Source organism: Flavobacterium chungangense LMG 26729, assembly GCF_000735715.2.
Classification (GTDB): Bacteria; Bacteroidota; Bacteroidia; order Flavobacteriales; family Flavobacteriaceae; genus Flavobacterium; species Flavobacterium chungangense.
The window spans coordinates 83,376-100,516 of sequence record NZ_JASY01000002.1 but is presented as its reverse complement, the minus strand read 5'-3'; the positions used below and the strand labels follow the sequence as shown (position 1 = coordinate 100,516).

Here is a 17,141-nt window from a genome sequence, read left to right as displayed (position 1 = left end):
TTAAAAAGTAAATTACTTTCTATTCATAATTCCTTTGATGGTCTCTTTTTCGTTATGATAAACAAAATACATGAAGCAAAGTAATAACGGAATTCCAACAAAATAATTTCCATCGAATCCATAAAAAGAAATCGCTGAAAACACAATTGAAATTCCTAAATATGCTCCAATTTTATTCATATCATACGGTATTGGATAGTATTTATTTCCTAAAACATAAGAAATCAGCATCATACTTCCATAAGCTGAAATTGTTGCAATCGCTGATCCGTAATAACTGTATTTTGGAATTAAAAAATAATTTAAAAGTAATGTTATAACTGCTCCAACAATAGAAATGTAAGCTCCTATTTTCGTCTTATCTGTTAACTTATACCAAACAGATAAATTGTTGTAAATTCCTAAGAAAAAATTTGCCAGAATAATTAACGGAACTACTTTCATAGCTTCCCAATAGGATTTATTATCAAGCAAAAGAAGTTTTAAAAGATCAGCAAAAACGATTACACCCAATAAAATGAGAGATCCCAAAATCACAAAATATTTAGTAATAACTGCATAGGTTTGCGGAGCATTTTCATTTTTTGCATGACTGAAAAAGAAAGGTTCTATACCGAGTCTGAAAGCTGTTGCAAACAAAACCATAAACAATCCTAATTTATAACAGGCAGAATAGGCACCTACTTCTGACTTTGCTAAATTTTCTGGTAATAAATAACCCAGTAAAATTTTATCAAAATGTTCGTTAACAGCAAATGCAATTCCGGCAACCAAAATTGGCAAACCATATTGCATCATTTTTTTCCAAAGTACTGGATCAAATCTTCTTCCAAGTGAAAGATAATTCGGCGAAAGCACAATAAATGTTGCCAAACTCGCCAAAAGATTTGCGATAAATATATAAGCTATTTGAAAATTTTCAACATATAAATTATCCCACACAGAATTTGGATTTTCAGTTGCAAGTTTTGGTAAATACAATAAGAAAAATACATTTAGTAGAAGGTTTATGATAACGTTTCCAATTTTAATAGCAGCATAAATCATTGGTCTCTGATTAGCTCTAAGTTTAGAAAAGGGTACTATAACCAAAGCATCCAATACTAATATCCAAACAGAATAGGTAACAAATTGTGTATCAACTTCAGCTAAATTGGCCAAAGTATTTCTAAAGATTAAAGCTGCAAACAAAAAACCAATTGAAGTCCAAAATATTGATATTGTAGCTGTTGCAATTACATTTTTTTTATCATCCTCAGCACTGTAAAATCTAAAAAAAGCGGTTTCCATCCCGTAAGAAAGTATTACGTTAAAGAAAACCATCCAGGATAATACAATCGAAACTTCACCATATTCAGCAGTTGGTAAAATACCAGTATATAACCTAACCAATAGAAAGCTTAGCATACGGGGCAATACTGTAGCTAATCCATAAATAGCTGTTTGTTTGAATAGATTTTTATATAATCCCAAAATAAAAAATAATAAGGTTTGCAAAAACAAAAATAACCAATTCTTTGGTTTATTAATGGTTTTAAAGGTTCAATAAAAACACTTTTACACTAATTTATTACTTTAATCTTTTTTATATTCTTAAAACAGAATTAAAATTAGGAGAACATTTACAATTCTATTAGATGTTGTCCGGTAAAATTTCATGCAACGAATCCAAACAATTACAGATCTAATTGAAAACTAACTACTTTTAATAAAATCTGAATTGTCAATTCTATTAATATCAAAAAATAAGTCATTCCTGATTTATCATTATTTAATTTTCTTGTAGCTTTTTTGAAAAAATCTCTTAACGTGTGAAATATATAAAAAATAACTAAAAATTATGTAACCTTTTTTTTATACTCTGTTCTTAAATTTGCTAAACAGGGATTGAGTAAAGCTAAATACAACCCTTATAAAAAAGAAAGCACTGGGACTAATAAAGCTAGTTTGTTCCCATAAAAGACAAAGCAATTGCAGATAATAATCTGTCCAGTAATTTTATAAAATGGTAGTGATTCTCACTTTTTTGGGGAAATTGAGAATCACCATTTTATAAGTAATATTAGAAAAATAAAATTTTAAATATATTAAAAGAGCCAGCTGTTAAATACTGGCTCTTTTTTCTTTTATTGTATCATCAATAATTTCAATTTCTGATTAACATATCCCAAATAGTTTAAAAAAAACAGCCAGTTTACTATTGGGTGAGTTTTTTTTCGTCCAATATCTTTACAAAATGAAATCCTCGTGGTGCAAAACCTTGGTTGTAATAAAAACGATGTGCCGGGAAATTACCTGTAAAAGCGTCCAAAACAATACTGCTACAACCTAAGCCAATTGCTTTTTTTTCAATATAATCCGTTAACAGCTTTCCTATTCCTTTAGATCTAAATTCGGGATGCACCACAAAATTATCTATTTCAAGATATTTACCTGTCCATAGTTTCGTTCCTGACCAACAGCCTGTAATTCCAAGACAAACATTATCTTCAAAAACGGCAATCTGAATATAATTATGTGTTATCATTTCTGATAAAAATGTTTCATATTTTTCTAATGAAAGTTTTGGATAAAGAAATCTGATTGTTTCGATTTGAACTAACATTTCTTTGATTGTTGTAAGTTCTTTTATTTCTAAATTCATTATAAATGTGATATGATTGTTCAATAATACGTTTTCTAATCTTTTCATTATCATCCTTAATTAGCTATAAATGTAACAAATAATGGTTTAGGTAATTAAATGCAGCGTTTTAAAAAATAAAGTTAAAAATCACTAAATGTGGGTATTGTGACATTAAGAATATAATTAAATATTTGTAATAATAAAAAGCAAATGTTTTTTATTAAAAAAATTGTAATAAACACAGGGAGTAATACAGCTGATATGTGACCCTTTAAAAAAACAGAGCTTTGGGGTGTATAAAGCTAATTGGCTCCCATAAAAAATCAAAGCATAGGGATTGAGCGTAGCTGATTTGTAACCCTTAAAAAACAGAGCATTGTAACCCTTAAAAAAACGGAGCATTGGGATTTAAAGCTATATTGTTCCCACAAAAACAAAGCAAGGGATTGAGCGTAGCTGAGTGTAACCCTTAAAAAAACGAAGCACTGGGATTTAAAGCTAATATTGTTCCCACAAAAACAAAGCAAGGGATTGAGTACAGCTGATATGTAACCCTTAAAAAAACGGAGCACTGGGATTTAAAGCTATATTGTTCCCACAAAAACAAAGCAAGGGATTGATAGAGCTGATATGTAACCCTTAAAAAAAAACAGAGCATTGGGATCTTATAAAGCTAGTTTGTTCCCATGAAAGACAAAGCAAAGTGGTATTTCCACTGACAATCTTTAAAATGGAACTGATTCTTGGGGAAAGAATTCTCAGGAATCACCATTTTAAAATTTGATTTAAGAATTATGGGGAATTCTTAAAACACAAAAAAAGAGCCTGCATTTGATTGCAGGCTCTTTTTTGTATTTATAATTTGAATCTAATTATCCATTCAAGGCTTCAGCACCACCAACGATCTCAAGGATTTCGTTTGTAATAGCAGCCTGACGAGCTTTGTTATATGTTAATTTCAATTGATTTCTTAATTCAGTTGCGTTGTCAGTTGCTTTGTGCATTGCTGTCATACGAGCTCCGTGTTCAGAAGCAAATGAATCACGAATACCTTTATATAATTGTGTTTTTAATGATTTTGGAATCAAAGTTAACACGATTTCTTCTTTTGAAGGCTCGAAAATATAATCCCCTGTAGAAACCACTACATCAGATTTAATTGGAGCTAATGGCAAAAATTGCTCAACCTGAACAATTTGAGTTGCAGCATTTTTAAACTGATTGTAAACTAATTCAATTCTATCGTATTCTCCTGATAAGAATTTTTCAGTTAATTTATCAGCAATTGCAGCAACATTTTCAAAAGTTAAATGATCAAAGATTGCATTATGATGACCGTGAACTTTATGAGATTTAGCTAAAACATCATTTCCTTTTTTTCCAATAGGAAAAACGTCAACTTGTTTTCCTGCGTAAAACTGAGTACGGTTTTTAATCTCTTTAATTACATTGGTATTGAATGCACCACATAAACCTCTATTTGAAGTTATAGCAACAAGCAATACTTTTTTTACTTCACGCTGTGTCGTGTAATCTCCTCCAACTTCACCATCAAGTGTAGCAGAAAGGTTTTGCAGCAACTCTGTTAATTTCTCGGCATAAGGGCGCATTGCAGTGATTGCATCTTGTGCTTTCTTAAGCTTAGCAGCAGAAACCATTTTCATAGCCGATGTAATCTGCATCGTCGATGAAACGGAAGTAATTCTATTACGGATTTCCTTTAAATTTGCCATGTATTATAGTTGTTGGTTGTCAGTTGTTAGTTGATTGTTATTGGAATTATCCCAGCAACAATCAACCAACAACCATCAACTAAAATTAGTTATATTTTGCTGAAATTTCTTTTGCTGCTTTTTCAATAACATCTGTAATGTTGTCATCTAATTTACCAGCTTTCAACGCGTTAAGCGTATCTTTGTGTTTACTGTTTAAGTAAGCTAAGAAATCAACTTCAAATTCTTTTACTTTATTTACAGGAACGTTTCTTAATAAGTTTTTAGAACCTGCATAAATAATAGCGACTTGATTTTCTACAGTATAAGGATCATTTAAGCCTTGTTTCAAGATCTCAACGTTTCTTTTTCCTTTTTCAATTACATTTAAAGTAACAGAATCTAAGTCAGAACCAAATTTAGCGAAAGCTTCTAATTCACGGAATTGAGCCTGGTCTAATTTTAAAGTTCCAGAAACTTTTTTCATTGATTTAATTTGGGCATTACCTCCAACACGAGATACTGAGATACCTACGTTGATAGCAGGACGAACCCCAGAGTTGAACAAATCTCCATCAAGGAAAATCTGACCATCTGTAATCGAAATTACGTTTGTTGGAATATATGCAGAAACGTCACCGGCCTGAGTTTCGATAATTGGCAATGCAGTTAATGAACCACCACCTTTTACGATAGACTTGATAGAATCTGGTAAATCGTTCATGCTTTTAGCGATACCATCATCAGCAATTACTTTACAAGCACGCTCTAATAAACGAGAGTGTAAGTAGAATACGTCACCTGGATATGCCTCACGTCCCGGTGGTCTTCTTAACAAAAGAGAAACCTCACGGTAAGCAACAGCTTGTTTAGATAAATCATCATAAACAATAAGAGCCGGACGACCAGAATCTCTAAAGTACTCTCCAATTGCAGCACCCGCGAAAGGAGCATAAACTTGCATCGGAGCCGGGTCAGAAGCATTAGCTGCAACGATAACTGTATAAGCCATTGCACCTTTTTCTTCTAACATTTTAGCGATTCCTGCTACAGTTGAAGCTTTTTGTCCAATTGCAACATATATACAGAATACAGGTTTTCCTGCATCGTAAAATTCTTTTTGATTTAAGATTGTATCGATACAAACAGTTGATTTACCTGTTTGACGGTCACCAATTACAAGCTCACGTTGTCCACGACCAACCGGAATCATAGCATCAACTGCTTTTACTCCTGTTTGTAATGGCTCTGTTACCGGCTGACGGAAAATAACTCCAGGAGCTTTTCTTTCTAATGGCATTTCGTATAAAGTTCCTCCAATTGGTCCTTTACCGTCAATCGGAAGACCAAGAGTATTAACTACACGTCCAACCATTTGCTCACCTACTTTAAGAGAAGCGATACGTTGTGTTCTTTTTGCAGTTGATCCTTCTTTGATTCCTGTTGATGGTCCTAAAAGTACCACACCAACATTGTCTTCTTCAAGATTCAATACAATAGCTTCAAGTCCGTTTTCAAATTCAACTAACTCACCATATTGTACATTAGATAACCCGTAAATACGAGCAATACCGTCTCCAACCTGAAGTACTGTTCCTACTTCCTCTAGCGTAGCACCAGATTCAAAACCTTCTACTTGCTTTCTTAATATTGCTGAAATTTCAGCAGGTTTGATTTCCGCCATCTTAATTTATAATTTAGACACTTTTATGTGTAATAAAACTAATTACTTAACTCTCTCTTTAAAACTTGTAATCTGTTTGCAACAGAAGCATTGTATTGCTGATCTCCAATTCTCAAAACAAATCCTCCAATAATTGCTGGATCTACAATGTTTTCTATTGTTATTTTTTTATCTGATAATGTTGCAATTTTATCTAAAACTTTTGCTTCCAAAGCAGAATCCATTGGGATTGCTGTCGTAACTTTTGCTACTTCAATGCCATTACTCTGATCAAATAATTTATTGTATTCTAAAGCTATTGCTTCTAGAATTTCAAATCTTTTGTTTTCAAATAACAGATGAAATAAACCTTTGGTTACTCCATTTGTATTTGCAAACACTTCTAAAAGAGCACTTTCCTTAATTTCAACTTTTGTTGTTGGATTCAGAATAAATGTACTCAATTCTATATTAGTGCCAATTGCCAAAGCAATAGACTTCATGTCATTATTGACAATTTCGGCAACACCTTTAGAGTTTGCCAAGTCCAAAATTGCTTTTGCGTAACGAATTGCTGCTCTTGTACTTGCCATAATCTTAGTTTAGCTTTACGTCACCTAACATTTTCTCAACTAATTTAGCCTGAGAATCTTTGTTAGATAATTCTTCTTTCAATAATTTTTCAGCGATTTCAAGAGACAATGAAGATACTTGAGATTTTAAATCTGCCATTGCTGCATTTTTTTCTACTTGAATAGCATGTTTTGCCTGCTCGATCATTTTTAAACCTTGCTCTTGTGCTTCTTTTTTAGAATCAGCAATGATTTGCTCTTTCATTTCACGAGCTTCTTTTAATAAAGCATCGCGTTCCATTCTTGCTTCCTGAAGAATACGTTCGTTATCTGCAGTTAAATTTTGCATTTCTCTACGAGCTGCTTCTGCAGATGCCAAAGCATTGTTGATAGATTCTTCACGGCTTTTTACAGCTCCTAAAATAGGTTTCCAGGCAAATTTTGCCAAAAGAATGAAGAAAACAATAAAGATAATTGTTGTCCAAAAAATTAAACTTTCTGGTGAAGTTAATTGCATAACATTATATATTTAAAATTGTTTTGTCTTTTTTAAAAAAACTTCCTGAAGCCAACCGCTGCAGGAAGTTTTGGATTTTAATTATTTTGCGATTAACGCAACAACTACTGCGAAAAGTGCAACACCCTCAATAAGTGCAGCAGCAATAATCATAGCAGTCTGGATTTTTCCAGCAGCTTCTGGCTGACGAGCAATAGCGTCCATTGCAGAACCACCAATTTTTCCAATACCAAGACCTGCTCCGATTACAGCTAATCCAGCTCCGATTCCAGCTAATACCATAATAATAAATTTATATAGTTAATAATTAATAAAACTCTAATTAATGATGATCGTGCTCTTCTACTGCCTGACCAATAAATAATGCTGAAAGCAATGTAAACACATACGCTTGTAAAGCAGCAACTAACATTTCTAAAACACTCATGAATAAAACAAATGCTCCAGAAACTGGCCCGATAGCAACTGTTTTAAAAATAAAGATCAAAGAAACTAAACTCAAAATAATAATGTGACCAGCTGTAATGTTTGCGAATAAACGAATCATTAAAGCAAAAGGTTTTGTAAGCATTCCTATAATTTCTACAGGAATCATAATTGGTGCCAACCACACAGGAACTCCAGGTGTATTGAAAATATGTCCCCAATAGTTTTTGTTTCCGCTTAAAGTTGTAACAACGAAAGTAATAAATGCCATTACGAAAGTAAAGTAGATATTTCCTGTAAGATTAGAACTGAATGGAAAAAAAGGAATTAAACCGATAAGGTTGTTAACCCAGATAAAGAAAAAGATAGTCAAAAGATACGGCATATATTTCGCGTATTTTTTTGTACCTATATTTGGTATTGCAATTTCGTCTCTTACAAAAGTTACAAGAGGCTCTAAGAAACCTGCTAATCCTTTTGGTGCATTTTGATTTTTCTTGTATGATCTTGCTACTGCAAAAAACACTAAAAACAAAATGATTGCAGACATTAACATTGAGAATACATTCTTTGTAATTGAAAAATCCAAAGGTCTCGCGTCAAATGCAAAAGCTCCATTGTCTCTTTCTTCTTCTGCCATTTGCCCAAATTTGTCAGCATAAAAAATAACTTCTTTATAACGAACTAATTTTTGACCGTTAACATCAATAACATGATGCCCTAAATTATCGTGATGAAATTTTTCTGATGAAAAAATCTCCAATCCATTTTTAGTCCATAAAATAACAGGTAAGCTAAAAGAAATTGGGTGACCGTCCCAATCAGCAATATGGAAATCATGAGAATCTCCAATGTGTGAATTAATCAATTCACTCGCATTAAATTCTTTTTCTATTTCGTGTCCAACACCTTCTACATGACTGCTTGTTTCTCCATGATGCTCCTCTGTTACCGCAGTATTTTCGTGTTCAACAGAAGCACTGTCAACAGTAGTTGAAGCGAAATTGATCGACGAAGTAAATGCGAATAAGGCAACTAGTAAGTACTGAACTGGTTTATTTGAACTTATCATTATTAAATCTGTATCTAATTTTAGGTTTCAAAAATTTTTTGCAAAGGTACATATAAAATTGAAAATCGAAAATATATCGATATAATTTTTAATATTTCATTTTTAAATTACGATTTACTTAATAATGAAGTAATTAACTTTTATTAATTAATCGAATTGTAAAATAGGTTTCAAAAAGCAAAAATAAAAAATAAGGGATAAAAAACGAGCTGACATCTGTAATTGGATTTTTCACATCCGATTTTATAAACGGAATTAAAAAAAGAACAGCTGCCATCATTCTAAAAAGACTCGCTCCAAGAAAAGTAAATCCGGTATAAGTCGGAAACGTTTTGTTTACATAAATCAGCAATAAATACACAGCGAAAGTAGCAACAACATTGAACATATAAATACTCCAGGCAGAATAAAAAAAATTAAATTGTGAGGATAAGGATTGCATCACTAAATATTGCGACGCAAACAATACAATTGAAAAAGGAACAAAGTACTTAATAAAATCTACAGTTCTACTCATTATTTGTTTAAATTTTTAACTTGTCTTATGACATTATAAAGAGCCAAAAAAACAGAGAACAAAGATAAAATTATTGTCCATACAGAAGATCCGTTTGAATATTTTTTATCAAACCACATCCCAAGATAAGAAAATGCAAAAATAATAATACCCATTTGAAATGGAATATTAATAAATGCCAGCCATTTATTTCTTCTATTATTATTCGGTTCCTCTTCCATCTTCCAACATAATTACTTGATTCGCTTGTGTCAACATTGTACAAGTAGCTGTAAAATCTGCTCCTGGCTCTATAGAAAGTTTTCCAACCGCAACTTCTCCATGAATTTTTGCAGTAGCTTTTATATTAAGGACTTCTAAAACTTTTAGTTTGCCCTGAAATTCTCCTTCAATATCAGCATTATGGCAAATAATATCGCCTTTTATAATTCCTGATGATCCGATAACGAGTTTGCCCTGTGACGTAAAATTTCCAATCAATTCTCCATCCAGCCTAAAATCAGCTTTAGAAACAATATCACCAATAATAGAAGTTCCTTCAACAATTCTGTTGGTTTTTCCTAAAAGCTCTGTGCCGCTTTTTTTTGCTTTTTCAAACATAATTATGGAGTTTTAGGTGATAAATAAGTCTGAAGATTTTTCTTCATCTGAACTATTTTATAATTATCACTTGATATAATAATTGCAGGATGTGTTATTTTATACTTATTATCTTCACGAAAAAGCTCCGAAAGATCTTTTGCATAAGCTTCTGACTTAATACCGTGAATTACAAAAAAACTTTCTGTCCTGTTATATCTATCTAAAGAAGTTGTTAGTCTTTCGAAATTTTCAACTAATAAAAAAACTTTAATAGCTTCTTCGATTTTTTTAGCGGTTTTGGTGTCACTGTTAGAAACCAGATATACAATTTTCCAGTTTTTTGCATCAACTGTGGTAAAATCAAGTTTTTCTAAGCCTGGAATTTGTTTTTCTAAAATTTCTCGGGCACTTTTACCTTCGTCACTATTTGGATAATTATCCGCTACTGTTTCCAGACCTTTTTTGTAGGCTTCCAAACCGTTTGCTTTTGCCAAAGTATTTGCTTTTAGCAATTCAAATTTAGAAACAATTTCATCACCTGAAAATTGGTTAATCAAATTATCAATATTATCTAAAACAAGATCATATTGTTCATCTGTAAATAATTTATACCATTTTTCATATTCTTTTTCGGGTGATAAGTTACCACTTTCAGGATTTGTATTGCCTAAAATTTGGGCATATCTCGAGTTTGGATAATTATTAGTAATATCAAACTTTATCCTTTCGGCTCTTGCGGGATTTGTAATTTGATAAATTTTATATAAATTATACATCGATGGAAGAATCCATTTTTCTTCAGGATTATTAAGCAGCAATCGCTCAAATTTATTGCTGGCCAAATCGTACTCCTTAAATTTTTCCTTATAAATTAATCCTAATTGGTAGTAGGCAAAATTGCGCTCTTTACCAATACTATCCATAGCAATCTGAGTTGTTGGAAGTTGTTTTTCGTAAAATTCTGTTGTGTACTTTTCGATAACGATTACCTCTTTCAAAGCATCTATCGAATCCTGTTTCCTATTCATTTCATCCTTAAGGGCTGTATCTTCATTTGATCTTGAAGCAGATAATCTCCAGTTTCCTGATAATGCTCTGTTGCCCCACATTTTTTTGAATTGCAATTTTCCGTAAGCTACCGTTGATGGGTTGTAGAAATAGAAAGTACTTGAAACATCATTTTCTATTGGCGGATTGAAACCTCCGGGTATACCAACAGGCGAATTATTTCCTGTTGATTGAGTATTTACGACTTCCTGAGCACTGTTAGAATTAGTGTTTTGTTCAATATTCGCTAATCGTTCTTTTTCTTTTTCTTCTAAGATTCGTTTCGCTTCATCTTTCTTTTTTAATTCTGCTATATAATTTTCAAAATATAATTTTCTCTCCGGATCCGAAAAGCTTTTTACCTCAATAATACTGTCATTTCGTTTTGCTATCGCTTCATATTTGATAACATTGTCCAAATTTTTTCGGTTTTTCTCAATAAAGGCAAACTCTCTTGTTTTAGGGTTTAATTTTATTAATGTGCTGTCATAATATTTGGCAGCCATTGTATAATCTGTATTCTTAAAATACATATTACCGATATTTCTGTAAGTCGATGCTATCAAATAAGAGTCTTTCGATTTTCTTGACAATGATTTATTATAAAATTCCAAAGCATTTTCCTGCTGCTTCTTTTTATCATAAAAAACCCCTATTTCATAAAACAGAACATCATAGTATGGTCGGTTTTCGCGGTCAGCAACTAACTTGTTATAAGTCTTTAAAAACAGAGTATCATTACCGCTTTCATAATCATACATCTGCGCTTTTTTAGCATACGCCTGCATCATATATTTTCTATCGGCTTTTCGATTCATATCGATTACGCCATTGTAAAAATAAACAGCACTGTCTTTTTTTTCTGCTTGCTGATACATCTGACCTAAAATAAAACGATAGCGTGCTTTGTCTTCATTTATTTTAGAAAACTTTTCGGCAATTTTAAGTTTGATAACGGCACTGTCTTTTTCTTCTAAATGTAAATATGCCTCTGCCAATAATGCATTTGCATCAGAAAATGTTTGTTTATCTAAATCTGTTTTTTTCAATAACAGTTTGATGTTTTTTATAACAATTGCGTCATTTCCTAAACGCATATTGGTTTTTTCACGCCAAATTTTTGCGGTATAAATATTACTGCTATTTGGATATTTGTATAAAATATAATTGAATGCTTCAAGCGCCGGAATGAAACGCTGATCATAATAACGTGCTTTTCCAAGCATTAAATAAGCCTCATCAATCTGACTGTTTTTTTCTCTTCCGCCAATATTCATTGAATGCTTCTGAATCGCTTTTGTTGCTTTTGTTTCAGCCAGTTCAAAATCGGGGTTTTTGGTTTTTTCCTTTTCAGAAATACTTTCATCGATTTGCATTTTTTCGATTGGAAGCATTTCCCAAAAATTATCCTGATCGTTATTTTGAATGGTTTTCAATCCTTTATCCAACGCTATTCCGCCATTATACAAAATGTTGTATTTGGTACTCAAAGCATGTGAGTTTCTAGCCAAAAAAGTATCTCTTTTGGTAGAACAGGCTATCAAAAAAAACAAAAAAACAAAAGGAAAACTATATTTCAGCGTATTCTTTTTCAATAGAAAAGAGTTTAGATCATTTAACTTCTAAAAAGGATTTTTAGTATAATGACTGGTAAAAATACGCTTCTTTTTGAAATATAGAAATTTATACCGCAAAAAACGATTCCAACTCTTGTAAGGTTTCTTTTGAGGTCTGAATATCTTTTACAATTTCTCCTTTATTCAAAGCTACAATTCTATCGCAAACCTCAACCGTATGCTGTAAATCGTGACTGGAAACGAGAACTGTAACGTTTGGATTTTCAGCTAATTCTTTAATGATTTTTTTTAACCGGCTTACTGTAGTTGGATCTAAATTGGCAAAAGGCTCGTCCAGAATAATTACTTCGGGATTACCAATAAGCGTTGCTATAATTCCAACTTTTTTCTGGTTTCCTTTTGATAAATCACGCAGGTACTTTTTATTTTTTAAAATTTCTCCGTTAAAAAATTCCTCGTGCTGGGCTAATAAAGCATCGACATCAGCTTTATTCTGATGACGCAAATCTCCGATAAAATAAAAATATTCTTCGGGTGTTAAATATCCAATAAGGAAACTTTCGTCCAAAAATGAACCTGTAAAAGATTTCCAGTTTTCACTTGTGTTTACCTGAATATTATTACTGCTAATACTTCCTGTTGAAGGCTGAATCAGATCTAGTAATAAACTGAAAAAAGTAGTTTTTCCTGCTCCGTTATTTCCCACTAAGCCAAAACTTTGCCCTTTTGGAATTTCAAGATTGTTTATGTTTAAAACTGTTGTTCCGTTATATGTTTTTGAAAGTTGGTTTACTTGTATCATGGTAATTTTAGATTTTTGAATTAAGATTATTTAATTGTCAATTAAAACTAATTATCTAATTGAAACATTTTCAAATTGGCTAATTAGTTCTTCTGTTTGTAAGCGCTGATCGTGCTGTATTTTTCGATTTTATATCTTTTTTCAATTATAGAAAAAACAGTATTTCTAAACACAAAACCTAAAACTCCTGCACCTGCAACCAGCAGCAATCCAAGGGTTTTGTTTCCTAAATATAGTCCGGTCCCATAAAGTCCTAATGGTAATAATAATTTTGGCAGTGTCAATAACATAGCGTTTATATTGAATGCCTTTTTATCTCCAAATGCACCTCCGGCATTACTTAAGTCAATTGGTGTTTTTGTAAATGCCCCGCCCAGAAGCACCAAATGCGAGTTGACTCCGATATTGTAAATTGCACCAACCACAATCGTCAGATAAACTTCCCATCCATAAAAAAGGTAAAATGATGCTAAAATGGTCGAAACAAAAGTAGCAATGACAACCAGCCACCATTTTGAGGTGATGTATCCCCGATAGGGAATATTCTGTGTCATCATGAGCTGATAATATGAACTGTCCCAACTTGGTACAAACTGACCAAAGACAAACATAAATCCGCCTGAAACAAATATTCCCGCAAAAATATGCATGATTTCCGGTTGATTCGTATTTCCAAAAAAGATCAATCCGTAAAATAAAAAGAGAATACTCATAAAAATTGTAGTTTTGGATCTTTTGTTTCTTTTAATGAGTTTTATATCATTTTTTAGAAATGTCCCTAAAGTTCCAAATTGATTTAACCAGACAAGGTTTTCAGTTGTAGCAATATCTTCTTTTTTAGAAAGGCCGGCATCTAAAAATAAATTGTTCTTAAAATATTTGAATGTAAAAATATACAAGCCAATTAATACCAAAACCGGAATTAAAAATAATCCTTTAGCATCATAAAATGACTGAAAAACTGGTCCGGTAAAAAACGTAATATCAAAGAATTTATAATATTGTGCAGCACCTAAAGCCAATGTGAGTACGATAAAAACAACGAATAATTTATCGATATTACTCAAAATAATATTCAAAAAATTGTTGATGTATACTAGGGAAAAAGCAGCTATCAGCCAAAAAAGAATTCCCAAAACATCATAGCCTTCAATAATAAGTACTACCGAAAAAGGAACAAAAAAGAGAGCATGTGCCCAATTAAAAAATGATATTGCTGTTTTACCTAATGAAAAATGGACAATCGTTGGTTTTTTGAAAGGCAGAACCAGTAATGGCTTGATATTTAATACCGGAATTGCCTGCATTAACAATCGAACTACTAAATCGAATAAAAAATAATAAATCAAAAATTTATTGACTGTGAGTAAGGGTTCGAGATTCATTTTCTTTAGGATGTAAAATGCTCCTATTCCCATTCCGACAAAAATGATGGAAAAATAGACCATTAAAAAACCTATCAGGATTTTCATTGCTAAATTAGCACCAAACGATGCCGATCTTGTAAAGGCTTTCCATTCGAGATAAATAAACTTTTTAATCATGGTTATTTGGTTTAAGTTTCGTAGTATGTAATCAAATGTAAGAAAACGTTACAAAATATTTTGAAGCTGATAAACTTCTTACCAAATTACAAACCGTGAGCTGAAATTTTAGATTAAAAATCTCTGAACGAATACGTAAAATCAAATGTTACAAAATCTTAGCTTGCAAAACTCTTTTCAAATTGTTTCTTTATTTTGAAATGTTTTGCTACTAGTCGAAAACTATTCAAATTATAAAATATAAAAATTATAACCAGAAAGATTGAATAACTGTCACTATAGTTGTTTTCTAAAGATGGTAAAATAGGAAAAGCTCCCAGAATAAATCCAAAAAAATAAACAATTGTTAAATAAAATCTACGCTTAAATATTTCTGAAAAAGTGGTTTTAAATTGATGTTTTTTCAGCATAATTCTTCCTGTTACTGTTATTATAAAAACAATACACAGTAAAGCTTTCAAAGCTATTATTGTAAAATTTGCGCTATCATCTGTAAACATTAAATCAAAATTTAATGCTTTCTGAATCATAAAAATTACTAATAAACAAAATCCTGCCTTATATTCATCTATAGTAAATTGTAAAAATCTATCCATAAAAATTTTGGCCCCTGAATAATTTCCAAGCCAAACGCCATAGGTTTTTAGTTTAAATTGCTCTTTCCAATTTTTGAAAACTTCTTTAAAAGCAATTTCAAAATCAGTTGCATTTTTGGTCATTTCATACTCGATTTCAGAAGCAATATGGTCTGTCATCTCTAATTTTATATCCTCATAAATAATTCCGTTTAACACTAAGGCTTCGTCTATTTTTGCAATTTGTTCGAGGGTTAATTTCATGTTTCCAAAAATTAAAATTCAAGTTTAGGATTTACTAAAGTTTGCATGTTTTTGATAAAATTCTCCAATTCTGTCAATCTGTTGATGGTTTCCTTTTGCCCTGATTCTGTCAGCTTGTAGTATTTTCTCATACGATTATCTACTTTTTCGATTTCAACATCCAGCAAACCATCGGCTTCTAATTTATGAAGAGCCGGGTACAAAGCACCTTCGGTAATATTAAGTTCACCATTTGTAATCAATTTTACTTTTTGGGTAATTTCGTAACCATACATCTTACCATTTTCTTCTAGTAATTTCATTATTATGGTGTTAAGACTACCTTTATATAATTGTGAGTTTTTCATTTTTATCTTAAATTTGACAAACAAATATACATAAGAAACTTATACATTTATAACTTATGTATGTTAAATTCAGCCTTTTTGTTTTCAGGAAACATTTTGTCTTTAGTATATTTGCATAAAATATCATATCATGCCTTCATTCTTAAAACTCATAATTAAAGAGGTAAAACGCGAAACTATTGATGCTGTTTCAATCCTTTTTAATGTTCCCGAAGAACTAAAACCAGATTATAAATTTATTGCCGGACAATATATAAATTTAAAATTAACTCTTGATAATCAGGAAATTCGTCGTGCTTATTCTATTTGCTCAGGACCTGAAAGCGGCGAATTGAGAATTGCTATAAAAGCAGTTAAAAATGGTTTGTTTTCGCAATTTGCCAATACCAGATTAAAAGCCGGAGATGTTCTTGAAGTGGGTCATCCTGAAGGAAAATTTACTTTTGAACCAGATGCTGAAAGACAAAAAAACTACGCAGCTTTTGTTGCCGGAAGCGGAATTACTCCTGTACTTTCTATCATAAAATCTGTTTTAAAAAGTGAACCAAAAAGTACTTTTGTATTGGTTTATGGAAACAAAACTCCTGAAGAAACTATTTTTCACCAGGAATTACACGACTTGCAGCTAAAATATGTAGGACGTTTTTTCATACATTATGTATTTAGTCAGGCTAAAGCTGAAAATGCTTTGTTTGGAAGAATCGACAAATCGGCGGTAAATTTTGTGCTGAACAATAAACACAAGGAACTGGAATTTGATAAGTTTTATTTGTGTGGTCCGGAAGAAATGATCAATACGGTTTCCGGAATTTTAAAAGAGAAAAACGTAAAAGACTCTGCTATTAAGTTTGAGCTTTTTACTACCTCATCTCAAGAACACGAAATAAAAACTTCCTTAGAAGGACATACAAAAATTACTGTTTTGGTTGATGATGACGAAGTTACTTTCGAAATGTCTCAAAAACAAACTATTCTGGACGCAGCCTTAAAACAAGGAATTGATGCTCCGTATTCTTGTCAGGGCGGAATTTGCAGTAGCTGTCTTTGCCGCATAACTCAAGGGAGTGCCGAAATGACAAAAAACTCAATCTTAACCGATAAGGAAATTGCTGACGGTTTAGTACTTAGCTGTCAGGCGCATCCAACTTCTGAAACTATTTATGTGGATTTTGATGATGTCTAGAAGGTAAAATCACAAATGGTAAAATCCCAAAATCCAATTTAAAGTTAGATTTTGGGATTTTTTTTGATTTTACATCTTTTTCAAAAATTCATTTATCAATTTTCAATAAATTACA

Annotated in this window: 17 protein-coding genes; 1 reads left to right on the top strand and 16 read right to left on the bottom strand. The window is 31.7% G+C overall.

Annotated features, from left to right (window positions below; translation table 11 throughout):
- Positions 1-12 precede the first annotated feature (12 nt).
- From JE46_RS03515 to JE46_RS03435, 16 genes are all read right to left on the bottom strand, one after another.
- The gene (locus JE46_RS03515; RefSeq protein WP_031453881.1) at positions 13-1,473 is read right to left on the bottom strand and encodes a lipopolysaccharide biosynthesis protein; all 1,461 of its coding nucleotides are present in this window, start codon (positions 1,471-1,473) and stop codon (positions 13-15) included.
- 724 nt (positions 1,474-2,197) lie between these two features.
- A complete protein-coding gene (locus JE46_RS03510; protein WP_031453880.1) occupies positions 2,198-2,644 on the bottom strand; it encodes a GNAT family N-acetyltransferase in 447 nt (148 codons plus the stop codon).
- A gap of 854 nt (positions 2,645-3,498) precedes the next feature.
- Positions 3,499-4,359, bottom strand: a complete 861-nt coding sequence (gene atpG, locus JE46_RS03500; RefSeq protein ID WP_031453878.1) for an ATP synthase F1 subunit gamma — start codon at positions 4,357-4,359, stop codon at positions 3,499-3,501.
- An 85-nt stretch (positions 4,360-4,444) separates the two neighbouring features.
- The gene (atpA, locus tag JE46_RS03495) at positions 4,445-6,022 is read right to left on the bottom strand and encodes a F0F1 ATP synthase subunit alpha (protein WP_031453877.1); all 1,578 of its coding nucleotides are present in this window, start codon (positions 6,020-6,022) and stop codon (positions 4,445-4,447) included.
- Positions 6,023-6,060: 38 nt separating this feature from the next.
- Positions 6,061-6,594, bottom strand: a complete 534-nt coding sequence (atpH, locus tag JE46_RS03490; protein WP_031453876.1) for an ATP synthase F1 subunit delta — start codon at positions 6,592-6,594, stop codon at positions 6,061-6,063.
- A 4-nt stretch (positions 6,595-6,598) separates the two neighbouring features.
- On the bottom strand, positions 6,599-7,090 hold the full coding sequence (locus tag JE46_RS03485; RefSeq protein ID WP_031453875.1) for a F0F1 ATP synthase subunit B: 492 nt from the start codon (positions 7,088-7,090) through the stop codon (positions 6,599-6,601).
- A gap of 81 nt (positions 7,091-7,171) precedes the next feature.
- Positions 7,172-7,372 (bottom strand): ATP synthase F0 subunit C, encoded by a 201-nt coding sequence (gene atpE / locus JE46_RS03480; protein ID WP_031453874.1) that lies wholly within the window; start codon positions 7,370-7,372, stop codon positions 7,172-7,174.
- A gap of 40 nt (positions 7,373-7,412) precedes the next feature.
- Complete coding sequence (gene atpB, locus JE46_RS03475; RefSeq protein ID WP_083480841.1) at positions 7,413-8,588, bottom strand: F0F1 ATP synthase subunit A; 1,176 nt, start codon at positions 8,586-8,588, stop codon at positions 7,413-7,415.
- Between the two features lie 133 nt (positions 8,589-8,721).
- On the bottom strand, positions 8,722-9,105 hold the full coding sequence (locus tag JE46_RS03470; RefSeq protein WP_031453872.1) for a hypothetical protein: 384 nt from the start codon (positions 9,103-9,105) through the stop codon (positions 8,722-8,724).
- Positions 9,105-9,326 carry an AtpZ/AtpI family protein gene (locus tag JE46_RS03465; protein ID WP_031453871.1) on the bottom strand — a complete coding sequence of 74 codons (222 nt, stop codon included), beginning with the start codon at positions 9,324-9,326 and terminating at the stop codon, positions 9,105-9,107. Before JE46_RS03465 ends, JE46_RS03470 begins: the two co-directional genes overlap by 1 nt.
- On the bottom strand, positions 9,307-9,705 hold the full coding sequence (locus tag JE46_RS03460; RefSeq protein ID WP_031453870.1) for a bactofilin family protein: 399 nt from the start codon (positions 9,703-9,705) through the stop codon (positions 9,307-9,309). Before JE46_RS03460 ends, JE46_RS03465 begins: the two co-directional genes overlap by 20 nt.
- Before the next feature lie 2 nt (positions 9,706-9,707).
- A complete protein-coding gene (porW, locus tag JE46_RS03455; protein ID WP_031453869.1) occupies positions 9,708-12,329 on the bottom strand; it encodes a type IX secretion system periplasmic lipoprotein PorW/SprE in 2,622 nt (873 codons plus the stop codon).
- 88 nt (positions 12,330-12,417) lie between these two features.
- Entirely contained in the window at positions 12,418-13,113 is a 696-nt protein-coding gene (locus JE46_RS03450) for an ABC transporter ATP-binding protein (protein ID WP_031453868.1), read from the bottom strand.
- Between the two features lie 83 nt (positions 13,114-13,196).
- Entirely contained in the window at positions 13,197-14,657 is a 1,461-nt protein-coding gene (locus tag JE46_RS03445) for a DUF5687 family protein (protein WP_031453867.1), read from the bottom strand.
- A 158-nt stretch (positions 14,658-14,815) separates the two neighbouring features.
- Positions 14,816-15,496: a hypothetical protein gene (locus JE46_RS03440; RefSeq protein WP_031453866.1), complete on the bottom strand. Its 681-nt coding sequence runs from the start codon at positions 15,494-15,496 to the stop codon at positions 14,816-14,818.
- Positions 15,497-15,507: 11 nt separating this feature from the next.
- The gene (locus JE46_RS03435) at positions 15,508-15,843 is read right to left on the bottom strand and encodes a PadR family transcriptional regulator (RefSeq protein WP_031453865.1); all 336 of its coding nucleotides are present in this window, start codon (positions 15,841-15,843) and stop codon (positions 15,508-15,510) included.
- Positions 15,844-15,973: 130 nt separating this feature from the next.
- Here JE46_RS03435 and JE46_RS03430 point away from each other — a divergent pair, with 130 nt between their 5' ends.
- Positions 15,974-17,026, top strand: a complete 1,053-nt coding sequence (locus JE46_RS03430) for a ferredoxin--NADP reductase (protein WP_031453864.1) — start codon at positions 15,974-15,976, stop codon at positions 17,024-17,026.
- Positions 17,027-17,141 lie beyond the last annotated feature (115 nt).

Excerpts from the sequence above, each read along its gene's own strand:
- JE46_RS03465 (WP_031453871.1), bottom strand. The coding sequence starts at position 9,326 with ATGGAAGAGGAACCGAATAATAATAGAAGAAATAAATGGCTGGCATTT.
- JE46_RS03470 (WP_031453872.1), bottom strand. The coding sequence starts at position 9,105 with ATGAGTAGAACTGTAGATTTTATTAAGTACTTTGTTCCTTTTTCAATT.
- atpE (WP_031453874.1), bottom strand. The coding sequence starts at position 7,372 with ATGGTATTAGCTGGAATCGGAGCTGGATTAGCTGTAATCGGAGCAGGT.
- atpB (WP_083480841.1), bottom strand. The coding sequence starts at position 8,588 with ATGATAAGTTCAAATAAACCAGTTCAGTACTTACTAGTTGCCTTATTC.
- atpA (WP_031453877.1), bottom strand. The coding sequence starts at position 6,022 with ATGGCGGAAATCAAACCTGCTGAAATTTCAGCAATATTAAGAAAGCAA.
- JE46_RS03510 (WP_031453880.1), bottom strand. The coding sequence starts at position 2,644 with ATGAATTTAGAAATAAAAGAACTTACAACAATCAAAGAAATGTTAGTT.
- JE46_RS03485 (WP_031453875.1), bottom strand. The coding sequence starts at position 7,090 with ATGCAATTAACTTCACCAGAAAGTTTAATTTTTTGGACAACAATTATC.
- JE46_RS03460 (WP_031453870.1), bottom strand. The coding sequence starts at position 9,705 with ATGTTTGAAAAAGCAAAAAAAAGCGGCACAGAGCTTTTAGGAAAAACC.
- JE46_RS03450 (WP_031453868.1), bottom strand. The coding sequence starts at position 13,113 with ATGATACAAGTAAACCAACTTTCAAAAACATATAACGGAACAACAGTT.
- atpG (WP_031453878.1), bottom strand. The coding sequence starts at position 4,359 with ATGGCAAATTTAAAGGAAATCCGTAATAGAATTACTTCCGTTTCATCG.
- JE46_RS03440 (WP_031453866.1), bottom strand. The coding sequence starts at position 15,496 with ATGAAATTAACCCTCGAACAAATTGCAAAAATAGACGAAGCCTTAGTG.
- JE46_RS03430 (WP_031453864.1), top strand. The coding sequence starts at position 15,974 with ATGCCTTCATTCTTAAAACTCATAATTAAAGAGGTAAAACGCGAAACT.
- JE46_RS03445 (WP_031453867.1), bottom strand. The coding sequence starts at position 14,657 with ATGATTAAAAAGTTTATTTATCTCGAATGGAAAGCCTTTACAAGATCG.
- atpH (WP_031453876.1), bottom strand. The coding sequence starts at position 6,594 with ATGGCAAGTACAAGAGCAGCAATTCGTTACGCAAAAGCAATTTTGGAC.
- JE46_RS03435 (WP_031453865.1), bottom strand. The coding sequence starts at position 15,843 with ATGAAAAACTCACAATTATATAAAGGTAGTCTTAACACCATAATAATG.